Origin of the sequence: Salinarimonas chemoclinalis (assembly GCF_041514305.1) — a bacterium.
Classification (GTDB): domain Bacteria; phylum Pseudomonadota; class Alphaproteobacteria; order Rhizobiales; family Beijerinckiaceae; genus Salinarimonas; species Salinarimonas chemoclinalis.
In genome coordinates this window covers 135,832-157,418 of sequence record NZ_JBGMWH010000002.1, presented here as the reverse complement: position 1 = coordinate 157,418, position 21,587 = coordinate 135,832, and the positions used below count along the sequence as shown (strand labels likewise).

The 21,587-nt window shown below is 71.8% G+C and carries 21 protein-coding genes and 1 pseudogene; 12 read left to right on the top strand and 10 right to left on the bottom strand.

Annotation, left to right across the window (positions count from 1 at the left end):
- Nucleotides 1–15: 15 nt before the first annotated feature.
- Nucleotides 16–816, bottom strand: a complete 801-nt coding sequence (locus tag AB9M23_RS04565) for a WecB/TagA/CpsF family glycosyltransferase (protein WP_372422887.1) — start codon at nucleotides 814–816, stop codon at nucleotides 16–18.
- 137 nt (nucleotides 817–953) lie between these two features.
- Here AB9M23_RS04565 and AB9M23_RS04560 point away from each other — a divergent pair, with 137 nt between their 5' ends.
- Complete coding sequence (locus AB9M23_RS04560; protein ID WP_372422885.1) at nucleotides 954–1,982, top strand: right-handed parallel beta-helix repeat-containing protein; 1,029 nt, start codon at nucleotides 954–956, stop codon at nucleotides 1,980–1,982.
- Here the strand turns inward: AB9M23_RS04560 and AB9M23_RS04555 are convergent.
- Nucleotides 1,969–3,384, bottom strand: a complete 1,416-nt coding sequence (locus AB9M23_RS04555; RefSeq protein WP_372422883.1) for an exopolysaccharide biosynthesis polyprenyl glycosylphosphotransferase — start codon at nucleotides 3,382–3,384, stop codon at nucleotides 1,969–1,971. The genes AB9M23_RS04560 and AB9M23_RS04555 overlap by 14 nt on opposite strands.
- A gap of 416 nt (nucleotides 3,385–3,800) precedes the next feature.
- Between AB9M23_RS04555 and speB the strand changes: the two genes are divergently transcribed.
- The 6 genes from speB (at nucleotide 3,801) to AB9M23_RS04525 (ending at nucleotide 9,175) form a co-directional block, all read left to right on the top strand.
- Complete coding sequence (gene speB, locus AB9M23_RS04550) at nucleotides 3,801–4,844, top strand: agmatinase (protein ID WP_372422881.1); 1,044 nt, start codon at nucleotides 3,801–3,803, stop codon at nucleotides 4,842–4,844.
- A gap of 105 nt (nucleotides 4,845–4,949) precedes the next feature.
- Entirely contained in the window at nucleotides 4,950–5,795 is an 846-nt protein-coding gene (locus AB9M23_RS04545) for a transporter substrate-binding domain-containing protein (protein ID WP_372422879.1), read from the top strand.
- A 214-nt stretch (nucleotides 5,796–6,009) separates the two neighbouring features.
- Nucleotides 6,010–6,867, top strand: a complete 858-nt coding sequence (locus tag AB9M23_RS04540) for a transporter substrate-binding domain-containing protein (RefSeq protein ID WP_372422877.1) — start codon at nucleotides 6,010–6,012, stop codon at nucleotides 6,865–6,867.
- Between the two features lie 55 nt (nucleotides 6,868–6,922).
- Nucleotides 6,923–7,645, top strand: coding sequence for an ABC transporter permease (locus AB9M23_RS04535; RefSeq protein WP_372422876.1), 723 nt, complete (start codon nucleotides 6,923–6,925; stop codon nucleotides 7,643–7,645).
- Nucleotides 7,645–8,385 carry an ABC transporter permease gene (locus AB9M23_RS04530; RefSeq protein ID WP_372422874.1) on the top strand — a complete coding sequence of 247 codons (741 nt, stop codon included), beginning with the start codon at nucleotides 7,645–7,647 and terminating at the stop codon, nucleotides 8,383–8,385. Before AB9M23_RS04535 ends, AB9M23_RS04530 begins: the two co-directional genes overlap by 1 nt.
- A 25-nt stretch (nucleotides 8,386–8,410) precedes the next feature.
- Nucleotides 8,411–9,175: an ABC transporter ATP-binding protein gene (locus AB9M23_RS04525; protein WP_372422873.1), complete on the top strand. Its 765-nt coding sequence runs from the start codon at nucleotides 8,411–8,413 to the stop codon at nucleotides 9,173–9,175.
- Here the strand turns inward: AB9M23_RS04525 and AB9M23_RS04520 are convergent.
- Nucleotides 9,156–9,470 (bottom strand): hypothetical protein, encoded by a 315-nt coding sequence (locus AB9M23_RS04520; RefSeq protein WP_372422871.1) that lies wholly within the window; start codon nucleotides 9,468–9,470, stop codon nucleotides 9,156–9,158. The two genes, AB9M23_RS04525 and AB9M23_RS04520, sit on opposite strands and share 20 nt — an antisense overlap.
- 245 nt (nucleotides 9,471–9,715) lie before the next feature.
- Between AB9M23_RS04520 and AB9M23_RS04515 the strand changes: the two genes are divergently transcribed.
- From AB9M23_RS04515 to AB9M23_RS04505, 3 genes are all read left to right on the top strand, one after another.
- Nucleotides 9,716–10,318: a YcbK family protein gene (locus AB9M23_RS04515; RefSeq protein ID WP_372422869.1), complete on the top strand. Its 603-nt coding sequence runs from the start codon at nucleotides 9,716–9,718 to the stop codon at nucleotides 10,316–10,318.
- 203 nt (nucleotides 10,319–10,521) lie between these two features.
- Nucleotides 10,522–11,307: a DUF3750 domain-containing protein gene (locus AB9M23_RS04510; protein ID WP_372422868.1), complete on the top strand. Its 786-nt coding sequence runs from the start codon at nucleotides 10,522–10,524 to the stop codon at nucleotides 11,305–11,307.
- 46 nt (nucleotides 11,308–11,353) lie between these two features.
- Nucleotides 11,354–13,753, top strand: a complete 2,400-nt coding sequence (locus AB9M23_RS04505) for an ATP-dependent helicase (protein WP_372423760.1) — start codon at nucleotides 11,354–11,356, stop codon at nucleotides 13,751–13,753.
- Nucleotides 13,754–13,783: 30 nt separating this feature from the next.
- Here AB9M23_RS04505 and argC read toward each other — a convergent pair whose 3' ends face one another.
- Nucleotides 13,784–14,704 carry an N-acetyl-gamma-glutamyl-phosphate reductase gene (gene argC / locus AB9M23_RS04500; protein ID WP_372422867.1) on the bottom strand — a complete coding sequence of 307 codons (921 nt, stop codon included), beginning with the start codon at nucleotides 14,702–14,704 and terminating at the stop codon, nucleotides 13,784–13,786.
- 267 nt (nucleotides 14,705–14,971) lie between these two features.
- Here argC and AB9M23_RS04495 point away from each other — a divergent pair, with 267 nt between their 5' ends.
- Nucleotides 14,972–15,481: a hypothetical protein gene (locus tag AB9M23_RS04495; protein WP_372422866.1), complete on the top strand. Its 510-nt coding sequence runs from the start codon at nucleotides 14,972–14,974 to the stop codon at nucleotides 15,479–15,481.
- Between the two features lie 54 nt (nucleotides 15,482–15,535).
- On the opposite strand, the gene arsJ is transcribed toward AB9M23_RS04495, so the two are convergent.
- The 5 genes and pseudogenes from arsJ to AB9M23_RS04470 form a co-directional block, all read right to left on the bottom strand.
- Nucleotides 15,536–16,774 (bottom strand): organoarsenical effux MFS transporter ArsJ, encoded by a 1,239-nt coding sequence (gene arsJ / locus AB9M23_RS04490; protein WP_372422864.1) that lies wholly within the window; start codon nucleotides 16,772–16,774, stop codon nucleotides 15,536–15,538.
- A gap of 1 nt (nucleotide 16,775) precedes the next feature.
- A complete protein-coding gene (locus AB9M23_RS04485) occupies nucleotides 16,776–17,825 on the bottom strand; it encodes an ArsJ-associated glyceraldehyde-3-phosphate dehydrogenase (RefSeq protein WP_372422862.1) in 1,050 nt (349 codons plus the stop codon).
- 19 nt (nucleotides 17,826–17,844) lie between these two features.
- Complete coding sequence (arsB, locus tag AB9M23_RS04480; RefSeq protein WP_372422860.1) at nucleotides 17,845–18,906, bottom strand: ACR3 family arsenite efflux transporter; 1,062 nt, start codon at nucleotides 18,904–18,906, stop codon at nucleotides 17,845–17,847.
- 2 nt (nucleotides 18,907–18,908) lie between these two features.
- Nucleotides 18,909–19,451: an arsenate reductase ArsC gene (locus AB9M23_RS04475; protein WP_372423759.1), complete on the bottom strand. Its 543-nt coding sequence runs from the start codon at nucleotides 19,449–19,451 to the stop codon at nucleotides 18,909–18,911.
- Between the two features lie 96 nt (nucleotides 19,452–19,547).
- A pseudogene (locus AB9M23_RS04470) lies at nucleotides 19,548–19,937 on the bottom strand (metalloregulator ArsR/SmtB family transcription factor); the annotation flags it as partial.
- Between AB9M23_RS04470 and AB9M23_RS04465 the strand changes: the two are divergent.
- On the top strand, nucleotides 19,930–20,460 hold the full coding sequence (locus AB9M23_RS04465; protein WP_372422858.1) for a DUF6653 family protein: 531 nt from the start codon (nucleotides 19,930–19,932) through the stop codon (nucleotides 20,458–20,460). The pseudogene AB9M23_RS04470 and the gene AB9M23_RS04465 overlap by 8 nt on opposite strands.
- On the opposite strand, the gene AB9M23_RS04460 is transcribed toward AB9M23_RS04465, so the two are convergent.
- A complete protein-coding gene (locus tag AB9M23_RS04460; protein ID WP_372422856.1) occupies nucleotides 20,444–21,505 on the bottom strand; it encodes an SDR family oxidoreductase in 1,062 nt (353 codons plus the stop codon). The two genes, AB9M23_RS04465 and AB9M23_RS04460, sit on opposite strands and share 17 nt — an antisense overlap.
- Nucleotides 21,506–21,587 lie beyond the last annotated feature (82 nt).

The window sequence follows — 21,587 nt, the reverse complement described above, 5'->3', positions numbered from 1 at the left end:
GAGCCTCTCCCGCCTTCACCCAGACATGCGCGGATCGGCCGGCGGCAGCCGCGCGCGGCCGCTGCGGGATTCCATCAGCGTCGCGAGCACGAAGCGCGGGGCGAGCACCAGGTAGCGGCGCCACAGCCGGCGCGGCTCGCTCGCGAGACGATGCAGCCATTCGAGCCCGAGCCGGCGCATCACGCGGGGCGCGCGGCGCACCCGGCCGGTGGCGAAGTCGAATGCGGCGCCGACGCCCAGGCAGACGATGCCCTCCAGCGCCGGGCCGTTGTCGTGGAGCCACTTCTCCTGCTTCGGGCAGCCGAGCCCGACCCACAGGACGCGCGCGCCCGATGCGCGGATGCGCGCGAGGGTCTCCTGCCGCTCCTCCTCCGAGAGCGCGCGGAACGGCGGTGTCTCCGCGCCCGCGACGACGAGGCCCGGCGCCTGCGCGGCGAGCCGCTCGGCGAGCGCATGCGCGACGCCGTCGGCGCCGCCGTAGAAGTAGTGCCCCCAGCCCTGCGCCGCGGTGGCGCGGCAGAACGCGGTCAGGAAATCCGGGCCGCAGACGCGCTCGACGCCCGCGTGGCCCCGCAGCCGGCCGGTCCAGGCGAGCGGCTGGCCGTCCGGCATGACGAGGTCCGCGGCCGCGAGCGCCGCCCGGTGCGCGGGGTCTTCCTGCGCGCGCATGATGGAGTGCACGTCGCTGAAGCAGACGGTGCGCGTCTCCCGGCGCGCGACGAAGCCCGCGACCTCGTCGAGGGCGCGGCGGACGTTGACCATGGCGACGTCGACGCCGAGGATGCGGCAGCGGGGCGGGGGCGTGTGCGTCTTCACGGCCGGAACCTCGATCGCGAGTGGGACGGGTGGGGGTCGAGACGATGGAACGGGGCGGACGGTCGAAGGCTCTCTGCGCCGCCGCGTTCGCGGCGCTCGCCGTGTGCGCCCTCCCCGCGCACGCGCAGACCGATCGCGTGAGCGCGCTCGCCGACGCGCTCCTGCGCGAGCGGCCGGCGAGCGGCTGCGGCGAGGCCTGCACGCGAGCCGGGCCGATCGTCGTCGCGGGCCGCCAGGACGTCGTCCTGCGCGACATCCGGATCGAGGGCGCGGACGGGGACTGCGTGATCGTGCGCGGCGCCGCGCGGGTCGTGCTCGAGCGCCTCTCGGTGACCGGCTGCGGCGGCGCGGGCGTGCGCATCGAGGGCGCGCGCACGGTCGTGCTGCGCGACCTCGCCATCGCCGACACCACCGAGAGCGGAGTCGTCATCGACGGCTCGACCGACGTGCATGTGCTCGGCGGCAGCGTCGAGCGGGCGGCGTCGGGCGTCTACGCGCACCGCTCGAGCGGCGTCGTCGTGCGCGGTGGCTGGTTCGTCGACGTGCAGGGGCCGATGCCGCGGGGCCAGGGCGTGCAGTTCGACAAGATCGCGGGACCCGGCAACGCGATCGCCTGCAACACGATCGTCTCGCGTCCCGGCCGCAGCGCGCCGGAGGACGCGATCAACCTCTTCCGCTCGGAGGGCACCGCGGCCTCGCCGATCCGCGTCGCGGGCAACCGCGTCCTCGGCGGCGGGCCGAGCCCGTCGGGCGGCGGCATCCTGGTGGGCGACCACGGCGGCGGGCGGGTGCGGGTCGAGGGCAACGTCCTCGTCGATCCCGGCCAGTACGGCATCGGCGTCGCCGGCGGCACGGAGGTCTCCGTCCGCGACAACGTCGTCGTGGCGCGCGCTCGGCCCTTCACCAACGTCGGGATCTACGTCTGGAAGGCGGCGGGGGACGGCGGCGCTTGCCGTGATCATCTCGTCGCCGGCAACCGCGTCGACTATGCGCGGGCCGACGGCGCCGCGAACCCGCTGTGGGTCGCCGAGAATTGCGCGCCGACAGAGGCCGACGCGGCGCTCGTCGAGGACCTGGCGCCCCTCGACCCTCGCATCGTGCTCGACGAACCGGCGCTCTGCTCCGGGGGCGCGGACGGCGCGGAGGGTCCCCTCAATAGGCATTGAGGAACGCCCGCGGCGAGAGGGTCATCAAGAGGATGCGCAGGTCGAGCAGGATCGAGTGGTTCTCGATGTAGTAGAGGTCGAAGGCGACGCGCCGCTCCATGCTGGCGACGGTCTCGGTCCGCCCGCGCAGGCCGTGCACCTGCGCCCAGCCGGTGATGCCCGGCTTGACGTTGTGGCGGCGCGCGTAGCGGGCGATCTGGCGCTGGTACTCGAGATCGTGCGCGACGGCGTGGGGGCGCGGCCCGACGAGGGACATCTCTCCCCTGAGCACGTTCACGAGCTGAGGGAGCTCGTCGAGATTGTAGCGCCGCAGCAGGCGGCCGAGCCGCGTCACCCGCGGGTCGTCGCGGGTGGCCTGGACGATCGTCGGCCCGTCCTCGAGCGCCGTCATCGTCCGGAACTTGAGGATGCGGAAAGACTTCTGGTTGAAGCCGTGCCGGGTCTGGGCGAACAGCGCCGGCCCGGGGCTGTCGAGCCGGATCGCGACGGCGATCGCGACGAGCAGCGGCGCGAGCAGGAACAGCGCGAGGCCCGACAGCACGACGTCGATCACGCGCTTGGTGGCATGCACGACGGGTCCCGCCGGCGCGCCGGCGACCCGCAGGTTCGGCAGCGGCTCGGCGTCGTAGCGCGCCGCGCGCGCGAAGGTCTCGAAGCCGGGCGGCGTCGCGACGTGGATCGTCGCCGGCGTGTCGAGGAAGGCCTCTATGCAGGCGTCCATCGCCGCCCGCTCCTCCCACGGCACGAGGATGAGCACGCGGTCGCAGTCGAAGGTCCGCACCATGGCGACGCCGGACGCGATGCGCTCGTCGAGCCGCCGGCGGCCGGCCGGCGTGTCGCAGCGATCGGCGTCGGCGAGCGGCAGGGAGACGCAGGAATAGCGCTGGGCCCGGTCGTCGGCGCCGAAGCGGGCGATCTGCGCGGGACTGCCGACGACGAGGACGCGCCCGCCGAAGTCCTGGTTGCCGAACGTGCGCGCGAGCACCGTGCGCAGCCAGGCGAGCGCGACGAAGCCGAGCGGCAGGAAGAGCAGCGTCGAGCCGCGCGAGACCTCGTCGAGCGACTTCGCGAGGAAGCCGATGCCGAGGTGCGCGGAGAAGGCGACCGCCCAGGAGGCCGCGAGCGCGGGGCCCGGCGCCTCCTCCCGGAGGATCGAGAGCGGGTAGCCCGGCGCGCGGCTCGACACGAGCAGGAACAGGATCGCCACGGAGGCGCCGTCGCGGGCGAACAGGTCGAGCGGGCCGATCCGGCCGTAGGCGGCGAGGTGCCAGGCGATGCCGGCGAGGAAGGAGGCCAGCACGATCACGAGCGTCTCGGCGGCGAGCACGCCCGCCGTCGCGGGTGCACGCCGCAACCGCTTGGGATATGGGGAAAGGACACCCTGCTCGTTGACGGTCGTCATCCGGAAGCCTCGCGCCACCTGTGCCGATCCGGGACCGGCACATTGCTCGTCGAATTCGACTAGAATTTTCCATGCCAGCCGGCGGCATCGCGGCGCGGCGACGGCGCGGGTTCGCATTCCCTTTCGGAAAGCTCATGTCCGGCAAGGAGTTGGACGCGTCACGGCGCCCGAGGCGACGGCGGTGCCGGGTACGCGGCCGCCGGCTCGCGGGGCGGCCCTGTCACGTTTCGGGCCAGAGCCGCCCGACACGCCGTGCCACCGCCTTCCCTAGAGGAAGCCGAGGTCCCGCCACGCCGGCATCGGCTGCGAGACCTCCGATCGACGACCGTCCCGGCCCCACGCGCTTCGCTTCCCAAGCGGCGCGCGCGGTGCTTTGATCGGGGCGGATCGATCGGGACGCGAGGGCGAGAACCGGGATGGACGACGAGAAGCTCGCGCGCCTGCGCGCCCGCTACGGCGAGGCCAAGGGCGGGGACATCCACGATCCCGCCTTCAAGACGGTGGCGGACACCCAGTTCCGCGACGGCGAGCGGCGGCGCTGGCCCTTCGCGGACGTCGCGACCTTCCTGGGCGCGCCGCACCGCCCGAACGCGCTCGCCGAAGGCTTCGCCGGTCTCGACGTGGCCATCTTCGGCGTGCCGATGGACCTCGGCGTCACCAACCGCACGGGCACCCGCTTCGGCCCACGCGCCGTGCGCGGCATCGAGCGCATCGGCCCCTACGAGCACGTGCTGAGGGCGCTGCCAACCTACGAGTTGCGCGTCGCCGACGTCGGCGACGTGCCGATGCACAGCCGCTTCTCGCTCGAGCGCTGCCACGCCGACATCGAGGCCTATGCCCGGCGCATCGTCGAGGCGGGCGTGCGCACGCTGGCGGTGGGCGGCGACCACTCGATCTCGCTGCCGATCCTGAAGGCGGTGGGCGCCGGGCGGCCCGTGGGCATGATCCACATCGACGCCCACGCCGACACGTCCGGCCCCTACGAGGACACGAAGTTCCACCACGGCGGCCCCTTCCGCCAGGCGGTGCTCGACGGCGTGCTCGACCCCGAGCGCACCATCCAGATCGGCATCCGCGGCTCGGCCGACTGGCTCTGGGAGTTCTCCACCGAGAGCGGGATGACGATGATCCACGCCGAGGAGGTCGACACGCTCGGCATCCCGGCGATCGTCGAGAAGGCCCGCGCCGTCGTCGGCGACGGCCCGACCTACCTCTCCTTCGACATCGACTCGATCGACCCCGCCTTCGCGCCCGGCACCGGCACGCCGGAGGTGGGCGGGCTCACCCCGCGCGAGGTGCTCGCGCTGATGCGCGGCTGCGCGGGGCTCGACATCGTCGGCGGGGACGTGGTCGAGGTCGCGCCGCAATGGGACGCGACCACCAACACGGCCCACGTCGCCGGGCAGATGCTGCTCGAGATTCTGTCGCTGATGAGCAGAGCGCCCTCTCTGCGCGATTGACCGCGGGCGCCCGAGCGGCTTGAGTTGCGCCATCCGCGGGCCGAGGGGGCCCGCCCGGCCCCTGGAAGGGGGCCGGAGAAGCAAGACATCCGAGGGAAGAACGACATGCGCTTTCTCAAGACGCTCGGCCTCGCGGTGGCGGCCTCCGCGTTCGCGCTCGGCGCCGCCACGGCGCAGGACGAGGTGACCATCGCGACCGAGGGCGCCTACGCGCCGTGGAACTTCTCGAACCCCGACGGCACGCTCGACGGCTTCGAGATCGACCTCGCCCGCGACCTGTGCGAGCGCATGGGCGCGGAGTGCGAGATCATCGCGCAGGACTGGAACGGCATCATCCCCGGCCTGACCTCCGGGCGCTACGACGCCATCATGGCCGGCATGTCGATCACCGCGGAGCGCGAGGAGGTGATCTCCTTCTCGAGCCCCTACACGCTCTCGCCCAACGGCTTCCTCGTGCCCAACGGCTCGGACCTCGTCGACATGCCGGGCACCGGCGAGCGCTTCAACCTCGACACCAACACCGAGGCCGCCATGGCCGCGCTGGAGGCGGTGAAGCCGCTGCTCGAGGGCAAGACGATCGGCGTCCAGGGCTCGACCACGCACGCCAACTTCGCGCGCGAGTTCCTCGCCGACGTCGCCGAGATCCGCGAGTACGGCACCACCGAGCAGCACGACCTCGACCTGCAGGCCGGCCGCCTCGACGCGGTGCTGGCGGACGCGCCGACGCTGCAGGCGACGATGCAGAAGCCGGAGTTCCAGGGCGAGTTCTCGATCGTCGGACCGGGCTACGTCGGCGGCATCCTCGGCCGGGGCGTGGGCGTCGGCATCCGCCAGGCGGACGAGGAACTGCGCGGGCGCTTCGACGAGGCGATCGCCGCCGCGGCCGCCGACGGCACCATCAAGGCTCTGTCGGAGAAGTGGTTCGGCACGGACCTGACCCCCGCGATGTGAGCCGATCGGGCCATGGCGCACGGTGGCGGGGCCTTCGGCTCCGCCACCTATGATTTAATTCGCTCGTTTTTTGGGCGGTTTGCCGCCTGTCCAGCAAAAAAGTAGTGCTTGCCAGCCCCGACACCCTGCCTGTTAGGTAGGCAGCAATGGACGCGGCAAGCGTCCGGGACAGGAGATCCGTACCAAGCGGATCCCTCCAGAGGGGAACGAGAGCATGTCGAAGACGAAGGCCTTCGGGCCGGGGCTCGCGGGCGCCGTCGTGGCGCTCGCGCTGGCGGCTCAGCCGGCCGCCGCGCAGGGCTGGGAGACGGTCCGCATCGCGACCGAGGGCGCCTACGCGCCGTGGAACTTCTCGAATCCCGACGGCACGCTGGCGGGGTTCGAGATCGATCTCGCGAACACCCTGTGCGAACGCATGGAGGTCACCTGCGAGATCGTCGTGCAGGATTGGGCGGGCATCATCCCCTCGCTCCAGTCGGGCAAGTACGACGCCATCATGGCCGGGATGAACATCACCGACCAGCGGCTCGAGGTGATCGGCTTCTCGATCCCCTACGCCGGCGGCCCGCACGGGCTCGCGGTGATGGCCGACAGCCCCCTCGCGGACCTGCCGGGCGAGGGCCGCCTCTCGCTCGACAGCGATCCGGACGCGGTCGCCGCGCTGATCGCGGAATGGACGCCGATGCTGGAAGGCAAGGTGATCGGCGTGCAGGGCTCGACCACGAACGCGAACTTCCTCACCGAGTATCTCGGCGACATCGTCGAGATCCGCGAGTACGGCACCACCGAGCAGCACGATCTCGACCTCTCCGCCGGGCGCCTCGACGGCATCTTCGCGGCGCACTCGGCCTTCAACGCGACGATGCAGAAGCCCGAGTTCGCGGACATGAAGATCGTCGGCCCCGGCCTGTCGGGCGGCGTGCTCGGCCGCGGGGTGGCGGTGGGCGTGCGCCAGGAGAACGAGGACCTGCGCGACATGTTCACCAAGGCGATCGAGGAGGCCAAGGCCGACGGCACCATCAAGGAGCTGTCGGAGAAGTGGTTCGGCCTCGACATGACCCCGGCGGGCTGACGCCGCCCAACGGACGTCCCGTCGGCGCACCGGCGCCGGGACGCTGCGGGACCACATGACGCCAATCGGTTTCTTCGAGATCGTGGGGTTCGGGGAGCGCGGCTGGGGGCCCGCGCTCCTTCTCGCGACGAGCGTGACGCTGGCGGTCGCGGTTTGCGGCTTCCTCGTCGGATCGGTGCTGGGCGCCCTCGCGGCGGCGGCGAAACTGTCGCGCTCGCGCCTCGCAGCGACGATCGGCGACACCTACACCACGGTGTTGCGCGGCATTCCCGACCTGCTCGTCATCTACCTGTTCTATTTCGGCGGCTCGCTGGCGCTCACCAACCTCGGCCGGATGCTCGGCTACGACGGCTTCCTCGGCCTGCCGGTCTTCGTCACCGGCGCGCTCGCGATCGGCGTCGTCAACGGTGCCTATCAGGCGGAGGTCTTCCGCGGCGCGTATCTCTCGCTGTCGAAGGGCGAACTGGAGGCGGCGCGCTCGGTGGGGATGAGCCGCGCCCTCATGTTCCGGCGCATCGTCGTGCCGCAGGTGATGCGCTACGCGATCCCGGGTCTCGGCAACGTCTGGCAGCTCGCGCTCAAGGAATCGGCGCTGATCTCGGTCATCGGCCTCGTCGAGCTGCTGCGCCAGGCTCAGATCGGCGCGGGCTCGACCCGCCAGCCGTTCTACTTCTTCCTCGCGGCGGCGATCCTCTACCTCGCGCTCACCACGATCTCGACCATCGCCTTCCAGAAGGCGGAGAACCGCGCCATGCGCGGCGTGCGGAGGGCGGCCTGATGGATCTCGCCTTCATGGGCCGCACGTTCCTGACGCTGATCGAGGGGGTGCCGCTGCTGCTGGAGCTGGCGGGCCTGTCGCTGACGATCGGCGCCGCCTTCGCGCTGCTGCTCGCCACGATGCGGCTCTCGGGCGTCGCCGTGCTCGACTGGACGGCGCAGAGCTACATCTTCGTCTTCCGCGGCACGCCGCTCCTCGTGCAGATCTTCCTGATCTACTACGGGCTGGGCCAGTTCCGCCCCGCCCTGCAGGACATCGGCCTGTGGTGGTTCTTCCGCGAGCCGTTCTACTGCGCGGTCTTCGCGCTGACCCTCAACACCGCCGCCTACGCCGCCGAGATCTTCCGCGGCGGCCTCCTCTCCGTGCCCCACGGGCAGATCGAGGCGGCCAAGGCCTGCGGCATGTCGCGGCTCCAGCGCTTCCGGCGCATCACGCTGCCCATCGCCGTCCGCCAGGCGCTGCCGGCCTACGGCAACGAGATCATCCTGATGGTCAAGGCCACCTCGCTCGCCTCGGTGATCACGCTGATGGAGGTCACCGGCCTCGCCCACCGGCTGATCGCGCAGAGCTTCCGCGCGGTGGAGGTGTTCGTCGTCGCCGGCGCCATCTACCTCTTCATCAACTTCGTCGTCACCCGCGTGATCCTCGCCGTCGAATGGCGCCTGTCGCCGCACCTGCGCCGGGCGCCGGACGTCGAGGCGCCGATGAAGCCCGCCCCCGCCCACGCCCGCGGGGCCTGACCCTCGAGGAGCCGAAGTAGCCGCCATGACAGACGTCGCCGTCAGCGTCCGCAACCTGCGCAAGAGCTTCGGCGCGCTCGAGGTCCTCAAGGGCGTCTCGCTGGAGGCGCGCGAGGGCGACGTGATCTCGATCCTCGGCGCGTCCGGCTCGGGCAAGTCGACGATGCTGCGCTGCATCAACATGCTCGAGATCCCCGACGACGGCGAGGTCACGATCGGGGGGGAGACCATCGCGCTCAAGAAGACCCGCCGCGGCGTCCAGCCGGCGGACGGGCGCCAGGTCGACCGCATCCGATCCGAGGTCGCCATGGTCTTCCAGAGTTTCAATCTCTGGTCGCACATGACGATCCTGGAGAACGTGATCGAGGCGCCGATCCACGTGCAGGGGCGCGACAAGGCCGTGGCGCACGACGAGGGCATGGCACTGCTCGAGAAGGTGGGCATCGCCGACAAGGCGAAGCACTACCCCTCCCACCTCTCCGGCGGCCAGCAGCAGCGCGCCGCCATCGCCCGCGCGCTCGCCATGCGCCCGCGGGTGATGCTGTTCGACGAGCCGACCTCCGCCCTCGACCCCGAACTCGTCGGCGAGGTGCTGCGCGTCATGCGCTCCCTCGCGGAGGAGGGCCGCACCATGCTCGTCGTCACCCACGAGATGGGCTTCGCGCGGGACGTCTCGAACCGGGTGATGTACCTGCACCAGGGTGTCGTCGAGTGCGAGGGCGAGCCGCAGGCGATGTTCGCGAACCCGGAGAGCGAGCGCTTCCGGCAGTTCATCTCCTCCCATCGCTGAAGCGCTCGCGGTCGCGCGTCGCCTTGCCGATCACCGCGGCGGCGCCGAGCGTGATGGCGCTCGCCACGAGCCAGATCGCGACGATGGCCGCGAGCCCGAGGTCGCGCAGCGTGTCGAACAGCCAGGCGATCCAGGCGACCTGCTCGGGGTCGCGCGCGGCCGTGTCCGCCCGGTCCACCGCGAAGCCGCCGACGAGGTCGACGGCACCCCAGGCCGCGAGCGCGACGAGGGAGAAGACCGCGACGAGGATCCACGCGATGCTCCAGGCGAGGCGGCGGATTCCTTGCGTCGTCATGATTTGGCCTCCCTCGGCGGGTTTGAGATGCGTGCCGGGCGAGAACGGTCGAGCGGAGACAATCGATCCGCGACGGCCGCACCGGCTCGACGAACGGCCCGCAGAGGCCGCGCCCACTCTCGGGGCGCCCCCACCAGGATGCCGACCGCATGCGATGTGCTCATCCCCATCGCAGGCGCGCGCGAACGCGTGCCCTGCTCCACCCCGCCGCCCTCGCCCTGACGGCAAGCCTGACGATCGCGCCCTTGTCGGCGCCGTCCGCCGAGGGGCTCTCCCACGTCTACGCGACGATCAAGCCGCCGGAAGATCCGTCGCCCGAGCCCGAGGCGGCCGGCGACGCCGCAACCGCGACCGCCGTCGAGGATACGGGCGCCGACGCGGCCACCGAGCCCGCCGAGACCCCAGCCGCCCCCGCAGCGGGAGACGGCGGTCTCGCGAACGTCTACGCCACGCTGAAGCCCGGGCAGGACCTCGACGTCGAGACGACCGGGTCCGTCGCCCGCGCGCAACCCGCCTTCGCGACGCAGGTCGCGCGCGGCGCCATCTGGGTGCGGGCGCGCACGCCGACGCGGTGCCTGCCGGGCGACCTCACCCGGGTCGTCGCCGAGGTGGCGGAGCGCTTCGGCGAGGTGCGCATCATGTCGACCCACCGCACCCGCGCGCACAACAGGCGTGCCGGCGGGGCGCGGCACTCGATGCACCTGTCCTGCCGCGCCATCGACTTCCGCGTCGGCGGATCGAGCGGCGCGGTGATGGCCTACCTGCGCGACCATCCCGCGGTAGGGGGGCTGAAGCGCTATCGCTCGGGCATCATCCACATCGACAACGGCGAGCGGCGCTCGTGGTGAAAACCGCAATTCTGCGCTCTTGCCGGCAGGAGCCAGCGCGAGCGTACACGCACGCTCCCACGGTCGATCGAGGCGTTGTCCTTCCCTGTGGGGGAAGGACGAGGGGCAGAACGGGCATCGCGTGACGGGGTCCGATGCGAGATCGAGCTGGATCGCGCCTTCGTGAGATGGACGCGGCCCGCGCCTGCCCTATCACCTCCCGCATGCGTCCCGTCCTCCGCCGCGCCGTCCGCCTCCTCGTCGGCGCGCTCGCCCTCGTCCTGCTCCTCTTCGTAATGCCGCTCGCCACCCACGCCGTGTGGTGGATGTCGCGCGACGCCATACCGGCGCGGTGGAGCGCGGCCGACTGGTCGAGCGCCGGCCTCCTCCCGGCCGACGCGCGCGCCGCGCCGCAGGCGCTGGTGCGGGTCTACGCGGCGCGCACCGGGCGCTGGCGCGGCATCGTCGCGCATCACACGTGGATCGTGATCAAGGAGGCGGGCGCGGGCGCCTACACGCGCTACGACAAGGTGGGCTGGGGCTCGCCGATCCGGGTGAACGGCTGGGCGGCGGACGGGCGCTGGTACTCGAACCCGCCGCAGGTCGTCCTCGCGCTCGACGGCGAGGCCGCGCAGGCGGCCATCCCCGGCCTGCGCGCCGCCGTCGAGGCCTATCCGTTCGGCGGCCGCGGCGACTATCGCGCCTGGCCCGGTCCGAACTCGAACACGTTCGTGGCCCACGTGCTCGACGAGGCGGCGCGGGGCCGCCCCGCGCTCGCCGTCGCGCTGCCGCCGACCGCGCTCGGCAAGGACTGGACGCCCCGCATCCTCGACGTCGGCCTCACGGCGAGCGGCACCGGTCTGCGCCTCGCGATCGCGGGCCGGGCCGGCGTGACGATCGGCTGGGTCGAGGGCGTGGAGATCGGCCTGATGGGCCTCGTCGCCGGCCTCGACCTGCGCCGCCCGGCGTTGAAGCTGCCCGGTTGGGGGCGCATCGGCGTCGCGCCCTGACCCGCCGGACTCGACGCCGTTCCCGATTTGCTCCATGGTCCAGCGCATGACTCGCAGCGAGGAAACCCGGCCCGAAACACCCGGCGATCGTGGGCCGAGCGGCGGATCGCTCTCCGCTCGCGCGCGCGCCGGCGCGGGGCCGCGCGCGGCCTATCTCGAGGGCCTCAACCCCGAGCAGCGCCAGGCGGTGGAGACGACCGAGGGCCCCGTCCTCGTGCTCGCGGGCGCGGGCACGGGCAAGACGCGCGTGCTCACCACCCGCATCGCCCACCTGCTGGCCACCGGAAGGGCGCGGCCGTCCGGCATCCTCGCCGTGACCTTCACCAACAAGGCCGCGCGGGAGATGAAGGAGCGCGTCGGCGCCCTCGTCGGCGGGGTGGCCGAGGGCATGCCCTGGCTCGGCACGTTCCACTCCATCTCCGCCAAGATCCTGCGCCGCCACGCGGGGCTCGTCGACCTGACGAGCGACTTCACCATTCTCGGCATGGACGACCAGCTGCGGCTCCTCAAGCAGGTGATCGGGGCCGACGGCGACATCGACGAGAAGCGCTGGCCCGCCCGCCAGCTCGCCGGCGTCATCGACGACTGGAAGAACCGCGGCCTCGAGCCCCACCGCGTTCCGAAGGGCGAGGCCGCCGCCTTCGCCTTCGGCAAGGGCATCGCGCTCTACGAGCAGTATCAGGAGCGGCTGAAGACCCTCAACGCCGCCGATTTCGGCGACCTGCTCCTGGAGGCGCTGCGCCTCTTCCGCGAGCACCCGGACGTGCTGGAGCAGTACCAGGAGCGCTTCCGCTACATGCTGGTGGACGAGTACCAGGACACCAACGTCGCGCAGTATCTCTGGCTGCGGCTCTTGGCCCAGAAGCGCGCCAACCTCGCCTGCGTCGGCGACGACGACCAGTCGATCTACGGCTGGCGCGGGGCGGAGGTCGACAACATCCTGCGCTTCGAGCACGACTTCCCCGGCGCCACGGTCGTGCGGCTCGAGCGCAACTATCGCTCGACGGGACACATCCTGAAGGCGGCCTCGCATCTCATTGCCTACAATCAGGGGCGGCTCGGCAAGACGCTTCGGACCGACGACGAGCCCGGCGAGAAGGTGATCCTCACCGGCGCCTGGGACTCCGAGGAGGAGGCGCGGCTCATCGGCGAGGAGATCGAGAGTCTGCACGGCAAGGGGCATTCCCTGTCGCAGATGGCCGTGCTGGTGCGCATCTCCGCGCAGATGCGCGAGATCGAGGACCGTTTCGTCCAGCTCGGCCTGCCCTACCGCGTCATCGGCGGCCCGCGCTTCTACGAGCGCGCGGAGATCCGCGACGCGCTCGCGTACCTGCGCCTCGTCGCCCAGCCGGCGGACGATCTCGCCTTCGAGCGGATCATAAACACGCCCAAGCGCGGCCTGGGCGACGCGACGGTCCAGCTCCTGCACAACCACGCCCGCGCCGCGCGCATGCCGCTGTTGCAGGCGGCGCGCTTCCTCGTCGAGACCGACGAGCTCAAGCCGAAACCCCGCGCCACGATCCGCGAGTTCGTCCGCCAGATCGACGAATGGGCGCGCGCCATCGACGCGCTGCCGCACGCGGAGCTGGCCCGACGCGTGCTCGACGAGAGCGGCTACACCGAGATGTGGCAGCGCGACAAGTCGGCGGACGCGCACGGGCGGCTCGAGAACCTCAAGGAGCTCGTGCGCTCCATGGAGGACTTCCCCGACCTCGCCGCCTTCCTCGAGCACGTCTCGCTCGTCATGGACGTCAACGACGGCGACACCCAGGACAAGGTGTCGCTGATGACACTGCATGCGGCGAAGGGGCTCGAGTTCGACACGGTGTTCCTGCCCGGCTGGGAGGAGGGCCTCTTCCCCTCGCAGCGCGCGCTCGACGAGAGCGGCCAGGCCGGGCTCGAGGAGGAGCGGCGCCTCGCGCACGTGGGCCTCACCCGCGCGCGGCGGCGGCTGATGATCTGGTTCGCCGCCAACCGCCGCATCCACGGGATGTGGAACGCGACCGCACCCTCGCGCTTCATCGACGAGTTGCCCGAGGGCTCGGTGGACGTCCGTGAGGCGCCCGCGCAGTTCTCCGGCGGCGGCTACGGGGGCTCGCGTTTCGACCAGATCGCGCCCTTCGGTTCGACCTATTCCACCCCCGGCTGGCAGCGGGCGCAGGCGAACACGCGGGCACAAGCCGAGTTCGGCGGCTCCGGCTACGGGCAGCCCCCCGGGCGCGGCCGCGGTGGCTTCTCGGAGGCGCGCCGCGGGCCGCTCGTGATCGAGGGCGAGCTCGTGGCGAAGTCGACGGGCGCCACCTCGGCCTACGAGGTGGGCACCCGCGTCTTCCACGTGAAGTTCGGCCCCGGCTCGGTGGCCGCCGTCGACGGCAACAAACTCACGGTCGATTTCGACAAGGCGGGCCGCAAGATGGTGCTGGATTCCTTCGTCGAGCCGACGTGAGGCGTCGCGGGGGCGGCGACGACCCCGCCCTCACCCGATCCCGAGCATCAGCCCGATGTTCTGCACGGCGGCGCCGGACGCCCCCTTGCCGAGATTGTCGAGGCGCGCGACGAGGAGCGCGTGGCGCATCGCCTCGTTGGCGAAGACGCGCAGTTCCAGCGCGTCGGTGCCGTTGAGCCCCTCCGGCTCGAGCCGCGTCTCGCCGGTCGTCGCGACGACGGTCACGAGGCCGCCCTTCGGGTAGTAGCCGGCGAGCACCGCCTCTAGGTCGGCCGCCTTCGGCGCGCCGGGGAGCGCGTCGAGGTGCAGCGGGATCGAGACCAGCATGCCCTGCCGGAAGCTTCCGACGGACGGGACGAAGATCGGCCGGCGCGCGAGACCCGAGTAGCCCTGCACCTCCGGCACGTGCTTGTGCTCGAGCGTCAGCCCGTAGAGTTCGAAGGCGGGCGCGGCGCCGGCCTCCCAGGCCTCGATCATCTGCCGCCCGCCGCCGGAATAGCCGGAGACGGCGTTGATCGTCACGGGGAAGTCCCGCGGCACGAGCCCCGCCTCGACCAGCGGGCGCAGGAGCGCGATGGCTCCCGTCGGGTAGCAGCCGGGGTTGGAGACCCGCCGCGCCGACGCGATCGCGGCGGCCTGGCCCGGCGCCATCTCGGCGAAGCCGTAGGTCCAGGCGGGGTCGACGCGGAACGCGGTCGAGGCGTCGAGGATCTTGGGTGCGTCCGCCCCGAGTTCGGACGCGAGCGCGACGGATTCCTTCGCCGCCGCGTCGGGCAGGCAGAGCACGACGAGGTCGACCGACGCCATCATGTCGCGCCGCGCGGCGGGGTCCTTGCGCAGGGCCGGATCGATGGAGCGGACCTCGATGCCGGGCACGCGCGCGAGCTTCTCGCGGATCTCGAGCCCGGTCGTTCCGGCTTCGCCGTCGATGAAGAGCGTGGGTGCGGGCATGGCGGTGGTCCCGTGACGGTGGTCGATGAGCGGAGGGGTGGAGACACGAAAAAGGCCGCGCAGGGGGCGCGGCCTCGCGGGCGTCGGCACGGCGGATGCGCGCGCCTATCGCCGCAGCGAGGCGGTGAGCGAACGTCGGGCGCGGGCGCGGATCGTGATCATGCCGCTTCAATGCGCCGCGACGGCGCGCCTGTCAACCATGGCGGAACCCCGCCCGCGAGGCCCCGTTCCGTTCGCCGAGAGAAATCCGCGAGAAGGAGTCCGCGCATGTCGGGGACCGCGAAGAAGACCGATCCGAAGCTCTGGGAGAAGGTGAAGACGGACGTCACCAAGTCCGGCAAGGGCGGGCGCCCGGGCCAATGGTCGGCGCGCAAGGCGCAGATGGCCACGCGAGAATACAAGTCCCGCGGCGGGGCTTACGAGGGGACGAAGTCCTCCGACAACCATCTCCAGCAGTGGACGAACGAGGACTGGGGCACGAAGTCGGGCGGGAAGAGCGAGGACACGGGCGAACGTTATCTGCCCGAGAAGGCGCGAGAGAGCCTCTCCGACGAGGACTACGCGCGCACGAGTCGCAAGAAGCGCGCGGACACGCGCCGCGGCAAGCAGCATTCCAACCAGCCCGAGGACGTGGCGAAGAAGACCGCTCGGCACCGCGACGGCGGCCGGTCCGGCGCCGAGCCGACCAAGGCGGAGCTGTACGAGAAGGCGAAGAAGCAGGACGTGCCGGGGCGCTCGACGATGTCCAAGGCACAGCTGGCGAAGGCGGTGGGCTGAGGCGGCGAGCCCTCGGCGCTCGCCCCTCCCCCCGACGGCGCGGTGGGGCGCGCCTCAGGTCACCTCCTGCCGCCCCGGCCCACGCGGGAGCGCCAACGTCACGGCGAAGCAGATCGCCAGCATCACCGCCGAGCCGAGGAGGCAGGCGAGGATGCCGCCCGCCTGGTAGAGCAGCCCGGACAGGAGTGTTCCCGTGAAGCGGCCCGCGGCGTTCGCCGCATAGTAGAAGCCCACGTCCTCCGCCGCCTTCTCCGAGCCGGCATAGGCGAGGATCAGGTAGGAGTGGACTGAGGAGTTCACCGCGAAGGCGAACCCGAAGATGCCGAGCCCGGCGACCAGGACGAGGTCGGGCCGGCCGACGTCCGCGGCGATCGCCGCCGCGATCAGCGCCGGGACCGCGGCGAGCGCGAAGGACCAGGCCCGCGCCCCGAGGACCTCGGCGCTCAGCCCGTCGGGGCTGCGCTTCACGAAGGCGGGCGCCGCCGCCTGCACCGCGCCGTAGCCGATCGTCCAGGCGGCGAGGAAGCCGCCGACCATCGTGAAGGTCCAGCCGTTCGCGTAGAGGAACACCGGCACGCCGACGACGAACCAGACGTCGCGCGCCCCGAACAGCGCCACGCGGGCGGCCGCGAGCAGGTTGACGCCCCGCGACTTGGCGAACAGCTCCTTCGCGCTCTTCGACGCCTTGGCCTTCCCCATGTCCCGCGGCAGCGCCAGGAAGACGCTCGCGAGCACGAGGGCGAGCGCGCCCGCCATGACCCACAGCGCCTGCGAGAAGCCGAGCGTCTGCAGCAGCACGCCGCCGAGGAAGAAGCCGAAGCCCTTCATCGCGTTCTTCGAGCCGGTGAAGAACGCGACCCAGCGGAACAGCCGGCTCTCGCCGGCGTCCTTGCGCGCCTGCGCCTCCGCCACCTTGATGGCGCTCTTCGAGGCGGTCTTCGTCAGGTCCTTGGCGACGCCGCAGACGCCCTGCGCGACGACGACCCAGGCGACCGAGAGCGCCGCCGCCCAGTCCGGCGAGACGGCGGAGAGCACGAGGAAGCCCGCGATCTGCGTCGCGAGCCCCGTCATCAGCATGCGGGTGATGCCGAAGCGGGTGGCGAGCCAGCCGCCGATCATGTTCGCGCCGATCCCCGCCGCCTCGTAGAGCAGGAACAGGAAGGCGAGCGTGAAGGGCGAGTAGCCGAGCTGGAAGAAGTACAGGAGCACCAGCATGCGCAGCGCGCCGTCGGTGAGCGTGAAGCCCCAGTAGCTCGCGGTGACGATGGCGTAGTTGCGCGCGCCGGCGGTCATGTCAGATCCCCGTCTTCGCCATGTGGGTGACGAGGTCGACCATGCGGCAGGCGTAGCCCATCTCGTTGTCGTACCAGGCGTAGACCTTCAGCAGCGTGCCGTCCGTCACCATGGTCGAGGGCGCGTCGACGATCGAGGAGCGGGTGTCCCGCGCGTAGTCGGCGGAGACGAGGGGGCGCTCCTCGTAGCCGAGGATACCCGCGAGCGGCCCCGCCGCGGCCTGCGCGAAGAGGCGGTTCACCTCCTCCGGCGTGGTCTCGCGGGCGAGCTCGAAGACGCAATCCGTCAGCGAGGCGTTCAGTACCGGCGCGCGGACGGCGTGGCCGTTCAGCTTGCCCTTCAGCTCGGGATAGATCAGCGCGATGGCGGTCGCGCTCCCCGTCGTCGTCGGCTGCAGCGAGAGCATGGCCGAGCGGGCCCGGCGCAGGTCCTCGTGCACCGCGTCGGTGACGACGTTGGTGTTGGTCGGATCATGGATCGTCGTGATCTGGCCGTGCCGTATGCCGATCGCCTCGTGCACCACCTTCACCACCGGAGCCAGGCAGTTCGTGGTGCACGAGGCCGCCGTCACGATCGGGTGGCGCGCGGGATCGTAGAGGTGCTCGTTCACGCCGACGACGACGTTGAGCACGCTGGGGTCCTTCACCGGCGCGGCGACGACGACGCGCTTGGCGCCGCGCGCGAGATGGCCCTCGAGCACGTCTGGCGTCAGGAACTTGCCCGTCGCCTCGATCACGACGTCGACGCCGAGATCGCCCCAGGGGATGTCGCCGGGCGCGCGGTGCTGCGAGAACGCGATCGAGGCGTCGCCGATCCGGATCGTACCTTCCGCCTCGGCCCGGATCGACGCGCGCCAGCGACCCTGCACCGAGTCGAACTCGATCAGGTGCGCGAGCGCCGCCGCCGAGCCCTTGAGCTCGTTGACGGCGACGACGTCGAGCCGGTTGCCGCGGCGCGGATCGTCGTCGGGCCGCTCGGCGCCGCCGAGCGCGGCGCGCAGCGCGAGCCTGCCGATGCGGCCGAGGCCGTTGATTCCGACGCGCAGGGTCATGGCAGATGTCCTTCGAAGGTCAGGGATCGTTCGAGGCGGCCTCGGCCGGCCGGCGTACGGCGCCGCGCTCGTACCAACCGCGCGAGCGGTTCACGATGGCGACGAGCGAGAGCATCACGGGCACCTCGATGAGCACGCCCACGACGGTCGCCAGCGCCGCGCCCGAGGAGAAGCCGAAGAGCGCGATGGCGGTCGCGACCGCGAGCTCGAAGAAGTTCGAGGCGCCGATCAGCGCCGAGGGGCCGGCCACCGCGTGGCTCTCGCCGAGCACGCGGTTGAGCAGGTAGCCGAGGCCGAAGGTCAGGTAGGCCTGCAGGAAGATCGGCACGGCGAGCAGCAGGATGACGAGCGGCTGCTCCACGATCTGCTCGCCCTGGTAGCCGAACAGCAGCACGAGGGTCGCCAGCAGCGCGACGAGCGAGACCGGCTGGAGCCGCGCCAGCAAAGCCTCGAGCGCCGCGGTGCCTCCCCGCGCGAGGAGCCGCCGGCGCACGAGCCAGGCCGCGATCACCGGCACGACGATGTAGATCACCACCGAGAGGAACAGCGTCTCCCACGGCACCACGATCGCCGAGAGCCCGAGCAGCAGCGCCACGATCGGCGCGAAGGCGAAGACCATCACGACGTCGTTGAGCGCCACCTGCGTGATCGTGAAGCGCGGCTCGCCCCGGCACAGGTTCGACCAGACGAAGACCATCGCCGTGCAGGGCGCGGCGCCGAGCAGGATGAGCCCCGCGATGTAGCTCTCGATCTGCGCCTCGGGGAGCAGCGGCCGGAACAGCCAGCCGATGAAGATCCAGCCCAGCACCGCCATCGAGAACGGCTTGATCGCCCAGTTCACGAAGAGCGTCACGCCGATGCCGCGCCATTGCCGCGTCACCTCGCCCAGCGCGCCGAAGTCGATCTTCACCAGCATGGGGAAGATCATCAGCCAGACCAGCGCCGCCACCGGCAGGTTGACCCGAGCCACCTCGATCGCCGCGAGACCCTGGAACAGCTCGGGGACGATGCGCCCCAGAGCCACGCCGACGACGATGCACAGGGCGACCCAGAGCGTGAGCCAGCGCTCGAACACGGACATGATCAGGCGCTCTCGCGCTGGAACGGGACGACGGCGCCGGTCGATGCGCCCCCGAGCGTGCCGATCTCGTCGAGCTTCCTCGACAGGGCGAGCCGGTCGAGGCTCGCGATCGGCAGGCTCATGAACACGCCGATGCGGTTCTTCAGGTAGCGGAAGGCCTGGCCGAAGGCGCGCTCGCGCTCGAAGGGCGTGCCCTCGATCGCCGCGGGGTCCTCGATGCCCCAATGCGCCGTCATCGGCTGGCCCGGCCAGACCGGGCAGGCCTCGCCGGCGGCGGCGTCGCAGACGGTGAAGACGAAATCGAGCTGCGGCGCGCCGGGATCGGCGAATTCGGACCAGGACTTCGAGCGCAGGTTCTCGGTGGGCATGTCGAAGGCCGCGAGCACCTTCAGCGCCAGCGGGTCGACGGCGCCCTTGGGCCGGGAGCCCGCGGAGAAGGCGCAAAAGCGCCCTCCGCCCTCCTTGCGCAGGAGGCTCTCGGCCATGATCGAGCGGGCGCTGTTGCCCGAGCAGAGGAAGAGCACGTTGTAGACGCGGTCCGGCATCGTGGCGGGCATGGGCAGGCTCCCCAGGATCGGCGCGCAGACCTCCGGGCGCCCCCCGCAGCACTCCTCCAGGAGGAAGCGCACGAGATCCGTCAGGCTGTCCAGCCGCGCCCGATAGACGATCGAGCGGCTCTCGCGCCGGCCCGCGACGAGGCCGGCGCGCTCGAGATGCGACAGGTGGAACGACAGGCTCGAGGACGACACGCCCACCGCCTCGCCGATGGCGCCGGCGGCCATGCCCGCCTCTCCCGCCCGCACGAGCAGCCTCAGCACGCGCAGCCGCGTTTCCTGTGACAGCGCCGAGAAGGCGGAGAGCGCGTCGCGTTCGAGCACGATTCCATATCTCCATATCTCTCGAAATCTCGTATCATATGTGCCGGCGCCTGTCGAGTCTCGACGGCCCGCGCCGGGCGGGATACGTGGTGACGGCCCGCAGCGCCCTGCGTGGCGAGGCGCGTCTTCGCGGAGGACGGCGGTGATGGACATCTTCGAGGCGTCCGAGCGCCTGATGGCGATGGACGATGCGGCCTGGGAGCGGCACGCGCACCCCGCGAGCGTCTACACGCGCATGCTGCTGGGCCTGCCGCTCCTCGTCGCGGCGATCTGGTCGCGGACCTGGATCGGGTGGTGGGCGCTCGCGGCGGTCGCGGCGGTGGCGGCGTTCACCTGGGCGAACACGCGCATGACGCCGCGCCCGGCCTCCACCGACAATTGGGCATCGAAGGCGACGTTCGGCGAGCGCGTGCTGCTCGCCCGCGACGCGGTACCGATCCCGGCCCATCATCGGGTCATGGCGAACCGGCTGACGGCTCTGGCCGCCGCGGGCGTGCCGTTCCTCGCCTGGGGGCTGTGGGCGCTCGACCCGTGGCCGACCGCGTTCGGCATGGCCCTCGTCTACGCCGGCAAGCTCTGGTTCCTCGACCGGATGGTGTGGCTCTACGACGACATGCGCCGTGTCGAGCCACGATACGAGGCCTGGCTGCGCCGCCCCGTCAGTGACGGTGGATGACGGCGCGCGGGGTCGCGCGGCCCGACGGCCCGCGTCCGCGCCGCCCGCCCGCGGCGTAGACGAGCGCCGCGATCCCGGCCCCTGCCGCCACCGCGGCGGCGGTGGCGAGACCCGGGTGCATCATCGCCTGGGTATAGGCGGAGGTCTTCAGCGTGAACGGATACGCGCTGCGCTCGGCCCCGTCGCGCCCGGGCCGGTAGAGGCTCGTGTCGTGGCGCGGCCCAGCCGGGCGGTCCGACTGCTGGAGACCCGGCATGATGCGGCCCATCAGCCGGTCGGCCGCGCGCGGCGCGAGGCTCGCGCCCCATGCGATCAGCCGCCCGCCGCCACCGACGACGAGATCGCGCACGTCGTGGGTGCAAGCGTGGAGGATGGCCCGCGCCACCGTCTCCGGCTCGTAGACCGGGGGCGGGTTCTGCGGCGCGTGGTCGAGGTAGTTCTTCGCGTGCTCCTTGTAGGGCGTGTTGATCGCGGACGGCTTGATCAGCGTGATGGAGACCCGTGCGTCGGTAGCGTCCATCTCCGACCGCAGCGCCTCGGTGAAGCCGCGCACCGCGGCTTTGGAGGCGGAATACGGCCCCTGCAGCGGGATCGCCCGGTCGCCGAGCACGGAGCCGACGTTGACGATCTTGCCCCCGCCCCGGGCGCGGAAATGCGCCACCGCCACGCGGCAGCCGTAGACGGTGCCCCAGAAGTTCGTGTCGAACAGACGGCGCATGTCCTGCGTCTCGACCTCGTCGATACGCCCGTAGATCGCAACGCCCGCGTTGTTGATCCAGGTGTCGAACCCGCCGTAGGTGCGGACCGCCTGGTCGCCGATGCGCATGACGTCGCGCTCCTCGCCGACGTCGGCGACGCAGGTCGCGACCCGCGTGCCGCCCTCGCGCAGCTCGCGAGCGACACCCTCGAGCGCGTCCACGTTGCGCGCGGCGAGCACCAGGCTCGCACCCTCCGCGGCCAGCCGGCGCGCGGTGACGAGTCCGATGCCGCTCGTGGCGCCGGTGAGGACGATGACCTGCTCGTTCAGGGGCTTCAGCCGCGCCATGATGGTGCTCCCGTTCGTCTCTCGCGATGAGGCGACGGGAACGGAGCGCGGCGCCGGGGGTTCCGCCGGCCGCCGTGGCGCC

Bases quoted from the DNA above. Each gene is read 5' to 3' on its own strand.
- AB9M23_RS04555 (WP_372422883.1), bottom strand. From the start codon at position 3,384: ATGACGACCGTCAACGAGCAGGGTGTCCTTTCCCCATATCCCAAGCGG.
- speB (WP_372422881.1), top strand. From the start codon at position 3,801: ATGGACGACGAGAAGCTCGCGCGCCTGCGCGCCCGCTACGGCGAGGCC.
- AB9M23_RS04545 (WP_372422879.1), top strand. From the start codon at position 4,950: ATGCGCTTTCTCAAGACGCTCGGCCTCGCGGTGGCGGCCTCCGCGTTC.
- AB9M23_RS04540 (WP_372422877.1), top strand. From the start codon at position 6,010: ATGTCGAAGACGAAGGCCTTCGGGCCGGGGCTCGCGGGCGCCGTCGTG.
- AB9M23_RS04535 (WP_372422876.1), top strand. From the start codon at position 6,923: ATGACGCCAATCGGTTTCTTCGAGATCGTGGGGTTCGGGGAGCGCGGC.
- AB9M23_RS04530 (WP_372422874.1), top strand. From the start codon at position 7,645: ATGGATCTCGCCTTCATGGGCCGCACGTTCCTGACGCTGATCGAGGGG.
- AB9M23_RS04525 (WP_372422873.1), top strand. From the start codon at position 8,411: ATGACAGACGTCGCCGTCAGCGTCCGCAACCTGCGCAAGAGCTTCGGC.
- AB9M23_RS04520 (WP_372422871.1), bottom strand. From the start codon at position 9,470: ATGACGACGCAAGGAATCCGCCGCCTCGCCTGGAGCATCGCGTGGATC.
- AB9M23_RS04510 (WP_372422868.1), top strand. From the start codon at position 10,522: ATGCGTCCCGTCCTCCGCCGCGCCGTCCGCCTCCTCGTCGGCGCGCTC.
- AB9M23_RS04505 (WP_372423760.1), top strand. From the start codon at position 11,354: ATGACTCGCAGCGAGGAAACCCGGCCCGAAACACCCGGCGATCGTGGG.
- argC (WP_372422867.1), bottom strand. From the start codon at position 14,704: ATGCCCGCACCCACGCTCTTCATCGACGGCGAAGCCGGAACGACCGGG.
- AB9M23_RS04495 (WP_372422866.1), top strand. From the start codon at position 14,972: ATGTCGGGGACCGCGAAGAAGACCGATCCGAAGCTCTGGGAGAAGGTG.
- arsJ (WP_372422864.1), bottom strand. From the start codon at position 16,774: ATGACCGCCGGCGCGCGCAACTACGCCATCGTCACCGCGAGCTACTGG.
- AB9M23_RS04485 (WP_372422862.1), bottom strand. From the start codon at position 17,825: ATGACCCTGCGCGTCGGAATCAACGGCCTCGGCCGCATCGGCAGGCTC.
- arsB (WP_372422860.1), bottom strand. From the start codon at position 18,906: ATGTCCGTGTTCGAGCGCTGGCTCACGCTCTGGGTCGCCCTGTGCATC.
- AB9M23_RS04475 (WP_372423759.1), bottom strand. From the start codon at position 19,451: ATGCCGGACCGCGTCTACAACGTGCTCTTCCTCTGCTCGGGCAACAGC.
- AB9M23_RS04465 (WP_372422858.1), top strand. From the start codon at position 19,930: ATGGACATCTTCGAGGCGTCCGAGCGCCTGATGGCGATGGACGATGCG.
- AB9M23_RS04460 (WP_372422856.1), bottom strand. From the start codon at position 21,505: ATGGCGCGGCTGAAGCCCCTGAACGAGCAGGTCATCGTCCTCACCGGC.